The organism is Streptosporangium becharense, from assembly GCF_014204985.1.
Taxonomy (GTDB): domain Bacteria; phylum Actinomycetota; class Actinomycetes; order Streptosporangiales; family Streptosporangiaceae; genus Streptosporangium; species Streptosporangium becharense.
This window is the reverse complement of the sequence record NZ_JACHMP010000002.1, coordinates 23,190-37,084: the sequence shown is the minus strand read 5'-3', so window position 1 is coordinate 37,084 and position 13,895 is coordinate 23,190. Positions and strand designations below refer to the sequence as shown.

25 protein-coding genes are annotated in these 13,895 nt (G+C 70.9%); 19 read left to right on the top strand and 6 right to left on the bottom strand.

All coding sequences use genetic code 11. The annotated features are described in order from the left end of the window. Positions 1–59: 59 nt before the first annotated feature. From F4562_RS33995 to F4562_RS33985, 3 genes are all read right to left on the bottom strand, one after another. Entirely contained in the window at positions 60–1,607 is a 1,548-nt protein-coding gene (locus tag F4562_RS33995) for a tyrosine-type recombinase/integrase (RefSeq protein WP_184537998.1), read from the bottom strand. Positions 1,608–1,617: 10 nt separating this feature from the next. Then, positions 1,618–1,998: a hypothetical protein gene (locus tag F4562_RS33990; RefSeq protein WP_184538000.1), complete on the bottom strand. Its 381-nt coding sequence runs from the start codon at positions 1,996–1,998 to the stop codon at positions 1,618–1,620. A gap of 169 nt (positions 1,999–2,167) precedes the next feature. Further along, the gene (locus F4562_RS33985; RefSeq protein ID WP_184538002.1) at positions 2,168–2,656 is read right to left on the bottom strand and encodes a helix-turn-helix domain-containing protein; all 489 of its coding nucleotides are present in this window, start codon (positions 2,654–2,656) and stop codon (positions 2,168–2,170) included. Between the two features lie 151 nt (positions 2,657–2,807). On the opposite strand from F4562_RS33985, the gene F4562_RS33980 reads away from it, so the two are divergent. From F4562_RS33980 to F4562_RS33920, 13 genes are all read left to right on the top strand, one after another. Next, positions 2,808–3,032, top strand: a complete 225-nt coding sequence (locus F4562_RS33980) for a helix-turn-helix domain-containing protein (protein ID WP_184538004.1) — start codon at positions 2,808–2,810, stop codon at positions 3,030–3,032. Further along, positions 3,029–3,481, top strand: a complete 453-nt coding sequence (locus F4562_RS33975) for a zinc finger Ran-binding domain-containing protein (RefSeq protein ID WP_184538006.1) — start codon at positions 3,029–3,031, stop codon at positions 3,479–3,481. Before F4562_RS33980 ends, F4562_RS33975 begins: the two co-directional genes overlap by 4 nt. A 234-nt stretch (positions 3,482–3,715) precedes the next feature. Continuing rightward, on the top strand, positions 3,716–4,111 hold the full coding sequence (locus tag F4562_RS33970) for a hypothetical protein (RefSeq protein WP_184538008.1): 396 nt from the start codon (positions 3,716–3,718) through the stop codon (positions 4,109–4,111). A 208-nt stretch (positions 4,112–4,319) separates the two neighbouring features. Next, positions 4,320–4,835 carry a hypothetical protein gene (locus tag F4562_RS33965; RefSeq protein WP_184538010.1) on the top strand — a complete coding sequence of 172 codons (516 nt, stop codon included), beginning with the start codon at positions 4,320–4,322 and terminating at the stop codon, positions 4,833–4,835. Between the two features lie 142 nt (positions 4,836–4,977). Then, entirely contained in the window at positions 4,978–5,199 is a 222-nt protein-coding gene (locus F4562_RS33960; RefSeq protein WP_184538011.1) for a hypothetical protein, read from the top strand. Beyond that, entirely contained in the window at positions 5,193–5,393 is a 201-nt protein-coding gene (locus tag F4562_RS33955) for a hypothetical protein (protein WP_184538013.1), read from the top strand. Before F4562_RS33960 ends, F4562_RS33955 begins: the two co-directional genes overlap by 7 nt. Then, positions 5,393–5,632: a hypothetical protein gene (locus F4562_RS33950; protein WP_184538015.1), complete on the top strand. Its 240-nt coding sequence runs from the start codon at positions 5,393–5,395 to the stop codon at positions 5,630–5,632. Before F4562_RS33955 ends, F4562_RS33950 begins: the two co-directional genes overlap by 1 nt. Further along, positions 5,632–6,627 (top strand): hypothetical protein, encoded by a 996-nt coding sequence (locus F4562_RS33945; RefSeq protein WP_184538017.1) that lies wholly within the window; start codon positions 5,632–5,634, stop codon positions 6,625–6,627. The genes F4562_RS33950 and F4562_RS33945 overlap by 1 nt, the downstream gene beginning before the upstream one ends. A 212-nt stretch (positions 6,628–6,839) precedes the next feature. Next, positions 6,840–7,184, top strand: a complete 345-nt coding sequence (locus F4562_RS33940; protein ID WP_184538019.1) for a hypothetical protein — start codon at positions 6,840–6,842, stop codon at positions 7,182–7,184. A gap of 110 nt (positions 7,185–7,294) precedes the next feature. Next, positions 7,295–7,573: a hypothetical protein gene (locus F4562_RS33935; protein ID WP_184538021.1), complete on the top strand. Its 279-nt coding sequence runs from the start codon at positions 7,295–7,297 to the stop codon at positions 7,571–7,573. Next, positions 7,566–7,757, top strand: coding sequence for a hypothetical protein (locus F4562_RS33930; RefSeq protein WP_184538023.1), 192 nt, complete (start codon positions 7,566–7,568; stop codon positions 7,755–7,757). The genes F4562_RS33935 and F4562_RS33930 overlap by 8 nt, the downstream gene beginning before the upstream one ends. After that, positions 7,754–8,695: a hypothetical protein gene (locus tag F4562_RS33925; RefSeq protein ID WP_184538025.1), complete on the top strand. Its 942-nt coding sequence runs from the start codon at positions 7,754–7,756 to the stop codon at positions 8,693–8,695. Before F4562_RS33930 ends, F4562_RS33925 begins: the two co-directional genes overlap by 4 nt. A gap of 36 nt (positions 8,696–8,731) precedes the next feature. Next, positions 8,732–8,947 carry a hypothetical protein gene (locus F4562_RS33920; protein WP_184538027.1) on the top strand — a complete coding sequence of 72 codons (216 nt, stop codon included), beginning with the start codon at positions 8,732–8,734 and terminating at the stop codon, positions 8,945–8,947. Here F4562_RS33920 and F4562_RS34385 read toward each other — a convergent pair. From F4562_RS34385 to F4562_RS33905, 3 genes are all read right to left on the bottom strand, one after another. After that, the gene (locus F4562_RS34385) at positions 8,919–9,362 is read right to left on the bottom strand and encodes a hypothetical protein (protein ID WP_221206111.1); all 444 of its coding nucleotides are present in this window, start codon (positions 9,360–9,362) and stop codon (positions 8,919–8,921) included. The two genes, F4562_RS33920 and F4562_RS34385, sit on opposite strands and share 29 nt — an antisense overlap. Then, complete coding sequence (locus F4562_RS33910; RefSeq protein WP_184538029.1) at positions 9,359–9,607, bottom strand: hypothetical protein; 249 nt, start codon at positions 9,605–9,607, stop codon at positions 9,359–9,361. Before F4562_RS33910 ends, F4562_RS34385 begins: the two co-directional genes overlap by 4 nt. A gap of 123 nt (positions 9,608–9,730) precedes the next feature. Continuing rightward, entirely contained in the window at positions 9,731–10,198 is a 468-nt protein-coding gene (locus F4562_RS33905) for a hypothetical protein (protein ID WP_184538031.1), read from the bottom strand. Between the two features lie 264 nt (positions 10,199–10,462). Between F4562_RS33905 and F4562_RS33900 the strand changes: the two genes are divergently transcribed. The 6 genes from F4562_RS33900 (at position 10,463) to F4562_RS33875 (ending at position 13,895) form a co-directional block, all read left to right on the top strand. Further along, complete coding sequence (locus F4562_RS33900) at positions 10,463–10,837, top strand: hypothetical protein (RefSeq protein WP_184538033.1); 375 nt, start codon at positions 10,463–10,465, stop codon at positions 10,835–10,837. Between the two features lie 192 nt (positions 10,838–11,029). Beyond that, the gene (locus F4562_RS33895; RefSeq protein WP_184538034.1) at positions 11,030–11,272 is read left to right on the top strand and encodes a hypothetical protein; all 243 of its coding nucleotides are present in this window, start codon (positions 11,030–11,032) and stop codon (positions 11,270–11,272) included. Positions 11,273–11,306: 34 nt separating this feature from the next. Beyond that, on the top strand, positions 11,307–11,573 hold the full coding sequence (locus tag F4562_RS33890; RefSeq protein ID WP_184538036.1) for a hypothetical protein: 267 nt from the start codon (positions 11,307–11,309) through the stop codon (positions 11,571–11,573). A gap of 194 nt (positions 11,574–11,767) precedes the next feature. Next, a complete protein-coding gene (locus F4562_RS33885) occupies positions 11,768–12,055 on the top strand; it encodes an HNH endonuclease (protein WP_221206112.1) in 288 nt (95 codons plus the stop codon). 153 nt (positions 12,056–12,208) lie between these two features. Next, positions 12,209–12,451 (top strand): hypothetical protein, encoded by a 243-nt coding sequence (locus tag F4562_RS33880; RefSeq protein ID WP_184538038.1) that lies wholly within the window; start codon positions 12,209–12,211, stop codon positions 12,449–12,451. Then, a complete protein-coding gene (locus tag F4562_RS33875) occupies positions 12,396–13,895 on the top strand; it encodes a terminase large subunit domain-containing protein (protein ID WP_184538039.1) in 1,500 nt (499 codons plus the stop codon). Before F4562_RS33880 ends, F4562_RS33875 begins: the two co-directional genes overlap by 56 nt.

Below are 13,895 nucleotides of genomic sequence, written 5' to 3'. Positions count from 1 at the left end.
GTCTTGTAAACTGTAGGTCAGGGGTTCGATTCCCCTCGTCGGCTCGCAGTTCAGAGGCCCTATCCGGTGATCATCCGGATAGGGCCTTCTGATCGTTTGGGAGACGGTTGGGAGATCACCTTCAGGCGGCCCGTCCGGAACGGCTCCAACAGGTGGTCGAGAATCGGAACAGGCGATCGTAAGGAGAGCGCGGCCCGCTGCGCGAGGGCCTTCTCCCAGCGAGCCTGTAACGCGCCCAGAAGGGCCTCCCGCATCGCGGGAGACACGTGCGTGTACACGCCACGCATCCCCGGCACGGCGTGCCCCATCCGGTCCGCCTGCAGGATCTCCGGGATCCCGTCCTCCGCCATCCACGTCTTGTGCCCATGCCGCAACCCGTGTGGGGTGAGACCCTGCAGGATCGGCAGCCACGACGCGAGATGGTTGCGCTCGATGTCGTACACCGGAACCCCATGACCCCGCGGCACCACAAACTCCTCACCTGGTTTCGCCATCGGCCACGGCGCCCGCGGCGCCCCCGGCCACAGCGCGTCGGCGACGTCGACGAGTACCGGCATCGGCGGACGGCGAGCCCCATCCTTCGGGTGTGCCCCGTCGACGGCCGGATCCCAGATGCGGCGCAGGTAGTTGCTCGCCCGCGGGTGACCTGTCTCGACGACTGTCTCCTGCCGCTCCTTCGGCCCCTTCTTCCGGATCCGACCACCGCCGAGCCACAGGTATGGCTGCCCTCCTGGGCACGGTGTCTCTCCGCCGCCCTCGGCCGGCGGCCCGCCGGCGCACTGGCACCGCCGGTCCGGGTGTTCCTGCACCATCCACGACAGCAAGGAGGCGAGGAACGGCGGTAGGTCGATCGTCCGCCGCGAGTCGTCCTTGGGCTGCAGCCGGTAGAACCGGCCGGCGTCCTCGTACAGCTGCCAGTCCACCCGGATGCTCCCCAGGCGCAGGTGCGCCCGGTCCAACCCGACCCACTCGCCCCACCGCATCCCGGTCCACCCCATCGCGATCGGTGGGACGAACTCCTCATCGCGTCCGGAGACGAGCGCGGCCCGCTCGGCGATCAGCAGTACCTGGAAGGGGGTGGGCCAGATCTTCTCGATGCCGCGCCCGCCGACGGCCCGCTTCCGGCCGCGCTTCCGCGGCCGGAGTGCCGGGTTGGCCTGGATCAGTCCATCTGCGACGGCGTCCCCGAGGATCGTGATGAGCCGGGCGCGGGCGTTGGTGGCCACGTTGACCGCGTAGCCGGCCGTGAGGATGGAGCGTTCCCAGCTGGCGACTTCAACGGGGGTGATGCTGGCCAGGGCCCGGCGGCCGAAGGTCGGCAAGACGAACGTCTCGATCACATAGCGGTAGTTGCGACGTGTACCCAGGGCGACGTCTTGGGCGGGCCACCAGCGGTCGATCCACGCCTGCAGGGTCATCTGCCCGAGGGTCGGATCCCGCCAGATACCGCGCCGGATGTCGAGCTCCTGGGCGTCACCGTACGACTGCGCGGCATCCTTGGTGAGGAAGGGCTGGCCGTGCTCGTCACGACTGGAGCTGGTCCAGGTGCCGTCGGGGCGCTTGAAGTGGACCCGCCAGCGGTTGCCTCGCTTCTCGGGGTAGGCCACCGTGATTCTCCTAGAGGGTAGGGGGGTTGTAGAAGCGCATCGACTTGTCCGTGAGCCCCTCCAACGCACGCGCAAGATCCACGGTGATGAGATGGCGGGGGACCGGCAATTCAAGTCCGGATGCGGTAATGGTGGGAATCATGATCTGCGGGTCGTCGGCCTCGGCGAAGCGCAACGTCGTCCGCCCCCACGGTTCATCGGACGGCGTGTCGCGAAGCGTGAGGTTCCCGACGACGGTTGCGGCGACTACTTTCATGATTCCGAAAATGCGCTTTTCGATTTGCTCGCGGTCCATGGAGACCTGCATAAGCGAATCTGTGAGGAAGAGAGCAGCAGGCCGCCCGTGAAGGCGGTGCGGGGCTTCGGCGATGTACAGCACGGTGTGGTGCATGGTGGTGCCTCTCAGGCGGTGCAGGGTGGTGCTACGTACGTACACCCAGGGGGTCAATAAAGGATGGAAAGGACACCCTTGCACCATGTGAGTGATTCGTCACCGTTGAAACACGCCCGTAATGGGACATATGTGCAGTAGGCGACGAAACTATAGCTTTGCGGTTAGCTCACTCGGGCTTTTCCGTGCCTTGACTTTGCTCCATGTAGTACCGCGCCATCTTGATCCCCCACTGGCGCAGTTCCTCGCGTTGAGCCTCTGGCATGTCGAAGGGGACCGGGATCATCACCAAACCATGATCAGTCTGCACGTCCATCACATCTACAGCGCTCGACGTGTCGTCTGGCGCGTCCAGGCTGGCCGGCTCCTGCTGTTCAAGGCGAAGGATCTCGCGCAGTATCTCCGCCGCATCCTCACGGCCGGCCTCGGCCAGCCGTTCCGGAGAGACGCCCACCACCCGCGCCATGTGGGCCAGGGTGTTCGGAGGGGCCTTGACTGGCTTCGTCTTGCTCTCCCACCCTCTCTCAATGTGATACCAGCGTGACTCGCTGAGACGGATCGGCGTTCGATCCGCGGCCTCCTTCGCTGTCATGCCGCGGGCCTTGCGGGCCAGTCGGATCAGATCCGCCTCGGGCGGACTGCCTGCCTGTGGACTCATGCTCGCCCTCGCCTAGTTCTTCAGGGAACTAGAGAGAACCATATCCAACTGAGCCTGTCGGCATATGGCAAGCTGGCCATCAGATACTTACTGCGACAAACAGCAGGAAACCGCATTGCGGTTCCCTGCTGTTCCCTGTAGTTTCTCGTGCATGGAGAAACGCCGACTGAACCAAGATCCCGAAAGGATCCGGCATAGGCGCATCGCAGCAGGCATGAACGGGCAGGCCCTCGCGCGCAAAGCCGGGATCGCCAAGAGCTACCTGTGGCGACTGGAGAAGGGGCTGGCCAGCGCTTCCCCGGAGAAGCTGAAGCAGCTTGCCGTCTCGCTGAACTGCAAGGTCAGCGACCTCATGCCGGAAGAGACAGACGCATGAGCCCGCACCCTCCCCGTGAACCCATGTGGATATGCGGCGACTGCCAGGCGAAGAACGAGCCCCATCGCACCACGTGCCGCAACTGTCAGATGCCCCGAGGCGGGACAAGAAGCGTCGACAGCACGCCGGCCTACCCGCTCTACAACAGCGCGGAAGCTTCCGCGCGTACCGGTGGCCGTATCAGCCGATACACCTTCAAGCGTCTCGCCGCTGCCAAGCTCGTTCAGGCGACCTACGCCGGCCGCAAGCTTCTGTGGACCGACGCGCAGATTGCTCACGTCATCGACTACTTCGCTCGCGGCGGCGATGCCTCAAGCGAGCCGAAACCCACCACGTCGAGTAGCGAAACCTCACGCACGCGCGCCGCCTCCGCGCCCGCATCGCAAACGGTGACGCCGCTGAAATCGCGGGAGAGCGGCCGGTTCGCGGAATTTCGCCGAGCGAACTAGCCGATCACCGGCAACACGGCTTGACCTTCCGAAGGGCGCAGGGCCCGGCTATGCACCAGCCGCGGCCGACGCGGAGCGCACCGCAGTCAGTTCACGCCCCATGAAACGAGGACTCTCCCGGTGCCTGCGCACCGGGAGAGCGACCCGCCTACCCCGAAAGAGCTCCCAGACATGACCGTACCGCTCACATCTGACAGCCCCGGTCGGCGCGGGCACCCCGACACGGTGGCCGCGATGGCCGCACGCATCCGGAGCACGCCCGACGGCAGTCCGATCGACCGGGCCGAGGCTCTCATGCTCGCCACCGCCTACGAGACGGCTCGCACCGAGATCGCCGAGCTGCTCGACCTGCTGACCACGGTGCGCGAAGCGCTCGACGTCCCGCACGCCGCGACCTCGGGCGGCGCGGCCGTCCGTGCGGACCTGGTCGAGCACCGCTGCATGTACGCGGTCATCGCCCTGGAGGCGATGACGAACCCGCTGACGAGCCCGGCCCGCGAGGCGGCGTACCTGCGTGAGCAGCTCGCCACGGTGCCGGTGACCGGGTACGTCACCACCGCGCAGCTACGGGCCGCGCTCGCCGAAGGCAGGAACTGGGCCGAGGTCACCGCGCCTGCGGACGGCACCTGATGGGCCGCCCCCCGGCCGCCCCCCGGGTCGTCGTTGCCCTGCTCTTGGTCGCCGGCGCCTGGATCCGGCCGGTGTGCCGGACGTCCGGGTGCCGGTGGCGTGGCCACGCCCACCGGTCCCGCCCGGTCGCCGAGGCCGAGCGCCAGCACCACATCGCGTGGCACGCCCTACAACCCCCGCCCCTCGGCGACGTCCCGAAGGAAACCCGATGAGCTACATCGACGAGATCTACACCAGCCGCCTGGGGTGGCCCACCCTCGGCCCGATCGAGCAGATCGGCGACCACCGCCGGGCCGCGATCTGCTTCGGCAACCCGGTCGACCGGCCCGACCGGCGCACCATCTGGTGTGACAGCCGCGAGGAGCTGCTGGCGCTGTACAACGCGGTCGGCCACCAGCTGGCCCGCTGGGACGACATGGACCGGCAGCGAGTCATGGCCGCCCACCCCAGCCAGCCCAGCCCGGAACCGGCGCTCGCCGCGGCCGCACCGCCGGAGGCCGCCGACCCGCTGTCGCGCGGCCCCTTCGAGCCGGTGGCCCAGTCCCAGCCCGTGGCCGCGCCCGAGCTCGCCGTGGCGAGCGCGGTGCCGGTGCCGCCCAGCGTGACCGCCATCGCCGAGGCCGGGCAGCGCTCGGTGGTGCGGCCCTACGTGTACGCCGTGACCCCTGCGGCGCCCGCGGCCGAGGTGGTGCCGGACCCTCACCGGCCGGCGGCCGAGCAGTGACCGGCCGCCACCGCGCGCCCGCGCGCCCGGGCGCCGCTCACCGGCTGCTCGCCTCGGCCCTCGGCGTCCTCGTCCCAGCCCGCCAGGCCGACGGCCGGGGCGCCGACGGCTGGCCGCCCCGCGCGGACGCCTGGACGTGACGATGCCTCATCGATTCCTCCCGCTGGCCGTCCCGCGGTCGGCGGGAGGGTGGCGAGCGCGGCTGGCCCTCCTTGCCGCGCCCGATCCCCTCCCGCCGGTCGACCCGGTCACCGAGGCCACGCTGATCACGCACCGGGCGGTCGTCGACCGGCTGCCCGTCGCCGACGGCCTGGCCGCGATCCGCCGCCGCACCGCGGCCCGCCGCCGGTGGTGGCCGTGGTGATGCTCGGCCTGTTCGCGGTCGTCGCCGTTGCGGCCGCGGCCGCCGGTGTGCTGGCCGTGGCGTTCCGGTGGCCTCTGTGTGCCCTGTGCGTGGCCGTCGCCGTACTCGTCACGGCCGCGGCCGCCGCCGCCCTCACCGTCGCCCCTGCCGCCCCTGAGCCCGTACCGGCTCCCGGCGTCGTCTGGGAGGTCTGATGTCCCAGCCGACGCCCCAGCAGCTGCACGCGGCGATCGATGAGCTCCGGCGGCGCTGCGTCCCGCGCATTCCGTGGTGGCAGGTCGCCCTCCAGGCCGACCTGACCGAGAACGCACTGCGGCAGATGGCCCGCGGCACCGCCAGCGACCGCACCCGGGCACGCGCGGCCGCCTGGCTGGCCCGACATACCGCCCCCGCCCCGGGCCCCGTCACCACCACAGCGAAGGACAATCACTGATGGCCACCAGGATCCTGGAGGTCTCCACGATCACCGGGACGTTCGTCCTGGCGCACGCGCACGGCGACCCGGTCGACGCGCTGACCCGCGCCGCCACGCTGAGCACGGCCGCGCTCGGCCTGCTGTTCCGCTACCTCGCCTGCCCGCCCGCACCGGGCATCGGCCGGGCCGAGCTCGCCGCCGGCTACGGCCTGACCGTCGGCCAGCTGCGCCGCGACCACGCCGAGCTCGCCGAGGCGGGTCACCTGATGCAGGCCCGCCGGTCGCTCGGCCGGGGCCGCTGGCAGCACCTGATCGTCGTCACCGACACCCCCGGCACCCTGCCCGCCGAGCATGCGGCGTGGGCGCTGCTGGACGCTGCCCTGGCCGCCGGGCGGGTCAACACCTCCGCAGAATCCGCACATGTCCCGACCTGCGGTGATGCGGCGGAGTCCCAGGTCGCAACATCTCAGCGAAACGGCCACATAGAACCAGTTAACCCCTTCGCGTCGTCCTCCCCAGAGCACAAGCCCTCGGTGGTGGCCACCGTCGCGGAACTGCGGAATCTTGCCCGGTTGCCCCCTTTACCGGCACCGACGGAACAGGGTGATCTGTGGCTGACCCCGGCCCAGGTGCTGACCCTGGCCGAGCAGTACCCGCCCCGGCACGGCGACATGGCCCTGGGCGTGCTGGCCCGGGCTGGGCTCCCGTTCTACCTCGCCCCGCGGGTCCTGTCCCTGCTGATGCAGGGCTACGACACCGCGCAACTGAGCCGGACTCTGGCCGGTGTGCACGACGGCGACCACCCGGCCGCCATCGCTCGCTGGCGCCTGGACCGGCTGCTGCTGACCTCCGAGCCCAACCGAGTGGCCGCGGCGTGGCGGCCGCCGTCGACCACGATCGCCGACCCGGCCCCGGCCCCGGCCGACCCGGCCGCGCCCGCGACCGCCCAGGAGATCGCCGCGACGCGCGCCCGACTCGCGGAGATCCGATCCAAGATGCGAGCGCGCCGATGAGCGTCCGCGAACCCGGCCCCGTCGACGGCCTGCCTGACCCACTCGCCTACGAACTCGAACGGACGCTCGAATGTGCCGCGTACTGTTGATCATCAGGCGCCTGTTGTGCCTTCACCGCTGGGAGGAGATCAGCCGCCGCAACTGGCGCTCGACCTACCGATGCCGCCGCTGTACGGCGACCACGACCCGCAGCCACTGACCCCGGAGGAGGCATGATCCCCACCGAGAACGACCTGGAACCGTGCCCGTGGTGCCGTCGGGCCGTCCTGGTGACGACCACCGGCCGCGGCCGCCGCCTGGCCGTCGACCCGATCCCGAACGCCGCGGGCAACGCGGCGGTCTGGCGCGACGGCGCGGGCACGTGGCGGTCACGCTCCCTGGCCGGCCGCGAGGCCATGCCGCTGCTGTCCTACGAAGACCGGCTCATGCCGCACGTGGCCACCTCGCCCGGCTGCCGCCCGGCCCCGCCCGCCTCCCAGCTGCCCGGCCTGGCCACGTTCACCGCCCGTTCCCATCACCCGGCCCGGCTGCCTCGGCCGGACCGCCGTACCCGCTGAGGAGGACCTTGTGATCACCAGGCTCCGCGCGTGGTGGCAGCAGCAGCGCGACCTGCTGCGCCACCCCTTCGACATCCCCGACTTCCCCGACGACGACCCGGAGGCCGACCGTGGATAACGCCCACCCCACCCTGGAGCGACCGGCCACGCCCGCCGCAGACGGCGCCGAGCGCCTCGGCACGGTCGCGGTGGGGATCGAGCAGCCCGACGGGAGCGTGGTCATCATGATCTGGGACCTGCCCGCCGCCCTGGCCGAGCACGAACTGGCGCACCTGACCGCTCAGCACGGCCCGGCGCACAGCGAGCTGGCCGCCACCGCGGCGGCCGCCGCAACCAGCGCCGACTTCCTGGCCGCGCAGCACGGCGTGGTGAGGATCGACCATGACTGACCGGCCGGCACCACCGGCGCCCGCCCCGGCCGAGCCGTGCGCCTACGGGTGCCGCCCGGCGACCGGCTGGCGCTGGACACCCGCCGGGTGGGTGCGCGCCTGCGACACCCACCGCCGCGGCGGCCGCCGCGGCGCCTTCGTCCCCGACATCACCAACACGACAAGGACCCTGGACCGCCAGTGACCTACCCGCTGTGCGAGGTGCCCGGCTGCAGCCGCCCGTCCCCGGACGGCGCCGCGGCGTGCGTCAGCTGCGGCGCCGAGCTACACCAGCACCTCGCCGAGGTGGCCGACGCCGACGGCCTGGCCGCCGAGCTCGACACCGCGCTGGCCCGCCAGGCCCGGCTCGGCGGCGGCGGCCGCCGCGGCGCCGAGACTCCGCTGGGCTACGGCGAAGCGGCCGCCGAGGCCATCGCCGTACTCCGCTCGGCGCTGGCCGGGTGGGTGCGCGTCCTGGACCGGCACGGCCAGCCGGTCGGCCCGGCCTGCCCGAGCCGGTGCGGGCACGGGTCGTGCGCGTGGATCACCACGCGGATCCTGCCGAAGAACACGCTGCCGGCGATGGCCGCCTGGCTCGCCGACCGGATCCCAGACCTTCGCCGGCACCCGGCCGGCGGGGAAGCCGTCGACGAACTCGGCGCCGCGATCCGCCACGCGCGGAACGCGATTGACCGCGGCCGCGGCGCCGAGCTCGTCTACTGCGGGCCGTGCTCCCACCGCGGCGACGACGGCCGCACCTGCATGACCGACCTGTACGCGCGCCCCGGCGCCCGGCTGGTGCAGTGCCGGTGCGGCGCCATCACCGACGTCCGGGCCCGTCGCGCGTGGCTGCTGCGCGAGGCCGAGGGAGTGCTGGGCACCGCGGCCGAGATCGCCCGGGCCCTGACCCGCCTGGACCGCCCGGTCACCCCCGAGCGGGTCCGGCAGTGGGCCCAGCGCGGCCTACTCCTCTCGCGCGGCCGCGGCGACCATCACCATCCGCTGTACCGGGTCGGCGACGTCCTGGCCCTGCTGGAGGGCCTGGAGGCCGTCGACCTGGCCGGCCCGGCCTGCGCCCGGTGCCGGCATCAGACGTGCCGGCGGATCCGGGCCGCCCGGCCGAGCCCGCCCCGCGCTGCCTGACCAACCCCTTGCCCACTCACAGAAAGAATGGACTCCATGACTACCGTTCGCGTCCTGATCACCGTTGGCGACGTCGCCGAGCTCATCACCCCGCGCCACCCGGCGGCCGCGCCGCTGCGGGTGTCGGCCTCGCGTATCGCCGCTCAGGCCGGGCTGCCCGCGAACGAGCTGCCCGGTAGGGCCTTCACCGTCCAGACGCTCAGCGACGGCGACGCCGACGGCTTCACCCTGCTTGACGATCCGCGTCTGTAGCCTTGCGTGGCCGTCCCCCGCCGACCCCCCGGCCCGGACGTGAAGCGATCACCAGTCGCAGAGCGGCCCGCTTGATGTGGGCCACCCCGCACACGTCGACCCAGCCAGGCAACCGGCCAGCTGACCGGTCCTTGCGAACCGCCGCGTAGGTGATGCCGAGCGCCTCGGCGACATCCTGTTCGTCCAGCAGATCGTCCGGGTGCTGCCGTGTGCCGATCGACCACGTCGGCAGCACCCGACCGTCCCGTACGGCCTCGACCTGGGCGCGGTCGTACAGCGGCTTACGACGGCCCGGTACGAACGGCTGCAGACCGAAGTGTTCGGCACCCCCCTTGTTGCGGAACGTCTTGTAGGCCATCCCGAGCGCCTCGGCAACACCCTTGGCGTCGATCGCCTCTCTGCCGTGCGGGATCATCGGTCCTCCTGGTTCAGCGGCTCATACGGCCTGTCCGGGTCGGGGTTGTAGCTGCGGAACGCGACCTGTTCGCCGGTGGTCGTGTCGGTGACCGTGAACCGGTGCCACAGGTCGCTCGTCCCCTCGCCGTGGGCGACGGCCTGGGCGTGCGCCGCGCGGCACAGGTCCTCCAGCAACTCCTCCGCTCGTTCAAAGGTCGGCACCTGGCCGAGCCGGTGACCGAGGTCGTCTCGGATCTCGAACATGAGCACTTCCTTTCGGTACGCGGCCTTCAGCTTGGGCGCCTGGCCGCATCAGAGAGGAGCCCGAACCGCGTTCTGTGGACGGCGGCCCGAAGGGGGGCGGCCCTGTGGACCGCCCCCGGCTGGTTACCGCTCGGCCAGCCTGCCCGGCCAGACCTCGCTCTGTGCGAGGTCGTACATCCGGGCCCAGGTGGCAACCTGCGTCTCGGCTGCATCCCGGTCATCGCAGATGATGACCAGAGACTCCAGCCGAACCTTCAGCTCACCGCACCCGCTGGGGCTGTGCCTTGGGGTCTTGCCCTGGATGTCGCGCCCCTTGACGGCTGCCTTGTAGGCGACGGACGCGAGAACCAGGGAGTCCGGGTGTGCCCGGTAGGCCGGTGCCTGCTCTCCGCTGGGGAAGAGCTTGGGGATCGCGCTGTTGGCCTCTCGCCAGGTCTTCCAGATCGACCAGGCGGCCGTCCAGTCCGTGATGGTGATCATCGCACCGGGGATGGCTACCCGGATGATCTCCTCCCCGGCCTCCACCAAGGTGTCGTGCTGTCCGGCGAGCCGGATCACGACGCTGGTGCGGTGATGAGTGGTTGCACCCATCTGGGCTCCTCTCTTGAGTTTTCAACCTTCGTGCTGGGCGGGTTTCCGACGCCCTCCCAACACCTGAAACTATACCGCAGTTCTGCCCCTGCGGGAAGCGGGATGCCGCCCCTTGTTGCCGGAATCGGGTGGTGAGAAATCCGTGGATTCGCCGCTCGGCGATCTTCCGTCCGGGACAGAACTGCGGTATAGTTTCAGGTGTCGGCAAGGGAGTCGGAAACCCGAACCGACAGCCAGGTTGAAAACTCAACAGAGGAGAAAACAGTGGACAACCACGACCAGCTCGACGAACTGAGCATCGCGCTCCTGGGGGCATACACCCGCATCGGCAAGCTGTTGGGCTGGCTGCCCCTCCCGATCGGGATCCCCTCGATCAAGGACGAGAACTGGAGCGGCCCCCTGGCCGCCGTCGCCATCGACCGGGCCAGGATCGCTATGCGGGACCTCCCGCTGGAGCGCGTCCTGGCAGGGGTCATGGACAAGCTGCTCCTGGAGTGGCTGACCGTCCGCGACCTCGGCGTGATGGCTGACGCCCTCGGCCCCGACGAGTGGCGCCTGGAGACGATGGCCTACGGGCTGCTCCGTCTCAAGAACCTCGCGGACATCGCCGAGACCCGGCTCAGGCCCTCCGAGGACTGAGCCACCCCGCCGCCCCGGGCACCCGGCCCGGGGCGGCCCCCGCCCGTACAGCACGAAGGACCGGCGAGGCGGAACCCCGAAGGGTTCTAAATCGGAAGCCTCGCCGGTCCCACAGGTTGAAAACTCCCGGAGGAGTCCCCTCATGGTAACCCGGGAGAACACGCCCCGCCCCGGAACACGGAAGGTCGCCCCATGCCCACCCCCCACCGTTCACCATCCGATGAGCTCGCCCAGCTCCGTGCCCGCGCCGAGCGTGCCGAGCAGGCCCTGGCCCGTGTAGCTGACCTTGCCCTCGACATGCGTACCTGGGCCATCGGCACGGCCGATCCCCTGCGCTACGCCGACGAGATCGCCAACGCGTTGCTCCCGCCCGGGCGGATCTACCTGCCTGGGCAGGCCATCCAGGTGCTGGAGAAGTGGCGCCGCCGACCATGAGACGACCCCCCGCGCGACACGAGAGGATCCCAGCATGACCGACCAGACACCCGAGCAGCCCGAGTGGGCCAAGGACCTGCAGAAGGCCCTGCAGAACACCGCCGCTGAGCTCGGCAAAGGGTTCAACCAGATGAGCCGCATCCTGGCCGCCCAGGGCGCCATGGGATGGGCCTACCGCGGGGACCTGGAAGCCGCGCGCAAGGCCCTGGCCACCCTGCCGCCCGACCATCTGCAGGAGATCTCTGCGGCCGCGGCCGTGCTGGCCTCACTCGCGGATGAGACCCTCCGAGAGCGGCGCTGACCTGCGCACTTGCGGAGACGATCATATCCTGTCACGCTGAAGTTCTGCGGAGATCACTATGTCCGCAGCCAGGAGGCCCCGCCATCGCGCGGGGCTTTCGCATGTCCGGGGCCTGTGGGGATGGGCTTGTACGGGAGGCGGGGAAGCGGGCGGGCGGTATGGGCTGCCGCTCGCCCGTGCCCGAGGGGGTGACCATGGCCAGAAGCAAGGGGAGGGCCGGGCGCCCCTGGCGGCGCGTGTGGAACAGGCTGCGCTCCAGCCCGGGCAGTGACGTGTGCTGGCTGTGCGGACACCCCATCGACAAGTCCCTACCGGCCAAGCACCCGATGAGCTGGACGGCCGATCACGTCGACCCGATCAGCCTCGGTGGCGCCGAACGCGATATCCGGCTGCTGCGCCCGGCGCACATGCGATGCAACAGCCGCCGGGGCAACCGGACAGGGCAGGCCGGTCGACCGGTGCGGACGTCCGAAGCGTGGTGAACGAGCACGACCAGGCACCAGCCCGGCCGTTCCAACATTTCCACCGCTCGCGGCGTTTGTGCAGGTCAGGGCTTTTTTGGGTGGCGGGTGGGTGACCCCAATGCCACCCTCTCCCGCATCTCTCTCCGCGGAGCATTACGGGGGTGATCTTGGATGAGACGGCAGGTTTCCACGGTCATCGCCGAGGGCGACCGGCGCGCGAGCCTGGAGGCGATCCGCGACAAGCTCGCCCGGGAGCTGCACCGGGCGGCCGGCCGGGACGCCGCGGTGATCGCCAAGGAACTGCGTGCGGTGATCGCCGACCTTGACGCGCTTGCGGGCGGGAAGGAGGCAAGCACCGTTGACGACCTCACCGCTCGGCGTGCGGCGCGGCGCGCAGACGCCGCGAGTCGGTAGATGGCCGGCCTACGCCACCTCGGCCGCGCCCGAGGTGATCGAGCTGGCCGCGTCCGCCGGGCTGATCCTCGACCCGTGGCAGCAGTACGTCCTGACGCACGGCCTGGGCGAGCAGGCCGACGGCCGGTGGGCGGCAACCAAGGTCAGCGTGTGGGTGCCGAGGCAGAACGGCAAGGGCGGCATCATCGAAGCGCTGGAGCTCGCCTGGCTGTTCCTGCTCGGCGAGAAGCTCATCTTGCACTCCGCCCACGAGTACAAGACCGCCCAAGAGGCGTTCCTGCGGATCAAGGGCCTGTGCGAGCAGACGCCGGACCTGGACCGGCGGGTCAACCGGTATTGGCAGGCCAACGGCGAGCAGGGCATCGAGCTGACCCGCGCGGCGGGCGGCGCCCGGCTGCGCTTCATCGCCCGGTCGAAGGGCAGCGGCCGCGGGTTCAGCGGTGACAAGAACGTCCTGGACGAGGCCCAGGAGCTGACCGCGCAGCATCGGGCCGCCACGCTGCCGACGCTCAGCGCCCGGCCGAACCCGCAGGAGTGGTTCTTCGGCACCCCGCCGGACGACCCGGCCGCGTGGGTGTACGGGCTGCGCGCCGACGGCGAGGCCGGCGCCGAGCGGCTGGCGCATTTCGACTGGGGCGCCGATCTGGACCTGGACGACCCGGCCGACCGGCGCCGCGCGGCGACCGACCGCGATCTGTGGTACGCGTGCAACCCGGCGCTCGGCGTCCGGATCACCGAGGAAACCGTTGAGGACGAGGCCAAGCCGTCCGGGCTCGGCGAGGCATTCCCCGTCGAGCGGCTCGGCGTGTGGCTGCCCCGGGCGGCGGCCGGGCCGAGCGTCCTGGAGATCGGCGTATGGCAGGCCCTGACCGACCCCGACTCGCGGCGCGAGGGGCCGGTGGCGTTCGCCGTCGACGTCACCCCGTCGCGGGACAGCGCATGCATCGGCGTGTACGGGCTGCGCGCCGACGGGCTGGGGCATGTCGAGATCGTGGATCGGCGGCCCGGTACTGACTGGTTGGTGGGGCGGCTGGCCGAGCTGCGGCAGCGGTGGGATCCGGTGGCGATCGGCGTGGACGCCAAGGGCCCGGCCGGTTCGCTGCTGGTGGACTTGGAGAAGAAGGGGATCTGCCGCCCGGAGGACCCCGACAGGCCCAAGCGGGGCGACCTGGCGATCCCGACCGCCTCTGAGGTCGCGGCATCCTGTGGGCAGTTCGCTGACGCCGTCACGCAAGGGACGCTGCGCCACATCGGCCAAGACGAGCTGACGACCGCCATCACCGGCGCCAAGACCCGCCCGCTCGGCGACGCCTGGGCTTGGGGCCGGCGGATCTCCACCGCGGACATCTCCCCGCTGGTCGTGGCGACGACCGCGCGGTGGGCGTATGAGACCAGGGCGCACCTGGTCACCACCGACTATGACCCGCTCGCCAACATCTACTGA

Bases quoted from the DNA above. Each gene is read 5' to 3' on its own strand.
- F4562_RS33990 (WP_184538000.1), bottom strand. From the start codon at position 1,998: ATGCACCACACCGTGCTGTACATCGCCGAAGCCCCGCACCGCCTTCAC.
- F4562_RS33985 (WP_184538002.1), bottom strand. From the start codon at position 2,656: ATGAGTCCACAGGCAGGCAGTCCGCCCGAGGCGGATCTGATCCGACTG.
- F4562_RS33980 (WP_184538004.1), top strand. From the start codon at position 2,808: ATGGAGAAACGCCGACTGAACCAAGATCCCGAAAGGATCCGGCATAGG.
- F4562_RS33975 (WP_184538006.1), top strand. From the start codon at position 3,029: ATGAGCCCGCACCCTCCCCGTGAACCCATGTGGATATGCGGCGACTGC.
- F4562_RS33970 (WP_184538008.1), top strand. From the start codon at position 3,716: ATGGCCGCACGCATCCGGAGCACGCCCGACGGCAGTCCGATCGACCGG.
- F4562_RS33965 (WP_184538010.1), top strand. From the start codon at position 4,320: ATGAGCTACATCGACGAGATCTACACCAGCCGCCTGGGGTGGCCCACC.
- F4562_RS33960 (WP_184538011.1), top strand. From the start codon at position 4,978: ATGCCTCATCGATTCCTCCCGCTGGCCGTCCCGCGGTCGGCGGGAGGG.
- F4562_RS33950 (WP_184538015.1), top strand. From the start codon at position 5,393: ATGTCCCAGCCGACGCCCCAGCAGCTGCACGCGGCGATCGATGAGCTC.
- F4562_RS33945 (WP_184538017.1), top strand. From the start codon at position 5,632: ATGGCCACCAGGATCCTGGAGGTCTCCACGATCACCGGGACGTTCGTC.
- F4562_RS33940 (WP_184538019.1), top strand. From the start codon at position 6,840: ATGATCCCCACCGAGAACGACCTGGAACCGTGCCCGTGGTGCCGTCGG.
- F4562_RS33930 (WP_184538023.1), top strand. From the start codon at position 7,566: ATGACTGACCGGCCGGCACCACCGGCGCCCGCCCCGGCCGAGCCGTGC.
- F4562_RS33920 (WP_184538027.1), top strand. From the start codon at position 8,732: ATGACTACCGTTCGCGTCCTGATCACCGTTGGCGACGTCGCCGAGCTC.
- F4562_RS34385 (WP_221206111.1), bottom strand. From the start codon at position 9,362: ATGATCCCGCACGGCAGAGAGGCGATCGACGCCAAGGGTGTTGCCGAG.
- F4562_RS33910 (WP_184538029.1), bottom strand. From the start codon at position 9,607: ATGTTCGAGATCCGAGACGACCTCGGTCACCGGCTCGGCCAGGTGCCG.
- F4562_RS33905 (WP_184538031.1), bottom strand. From the start codon at position 10,198: ATGGGTGCAACCACTCATCACCGCACCAGCGTCGTGATCCGGCTCGCC.
- F4562_RS33895 (WP_184538034.1), top strand. From the start codon at position 11,030: ATGCCCACCCCCCACCGTTCACCATCCGATGAGCTCGCCCAGCTCCGT.
- F4562_RS33890 (WP_184538036.1), top strand. From the start codon at position 11,307: ATGACCGACCAGACACCCGAGCAGCCCGAGTGGGCCAAGGACCTGCAG.
- F4562_RS33885 (WP_221206112.1), top strand. From the start codon at position 11,768: ATGGCCAGAAGCAAGGGGAGGGCCGGGCGCCCCTGGCGGCGCGTGTGG.
- F4562_RS33880 (WP_184538038.1), top strand. From the start codon at position 12,209: ATGAGACGGCAGGTTTCCACGGTCATCGCCGAGGGCGACCGGCGCGCG.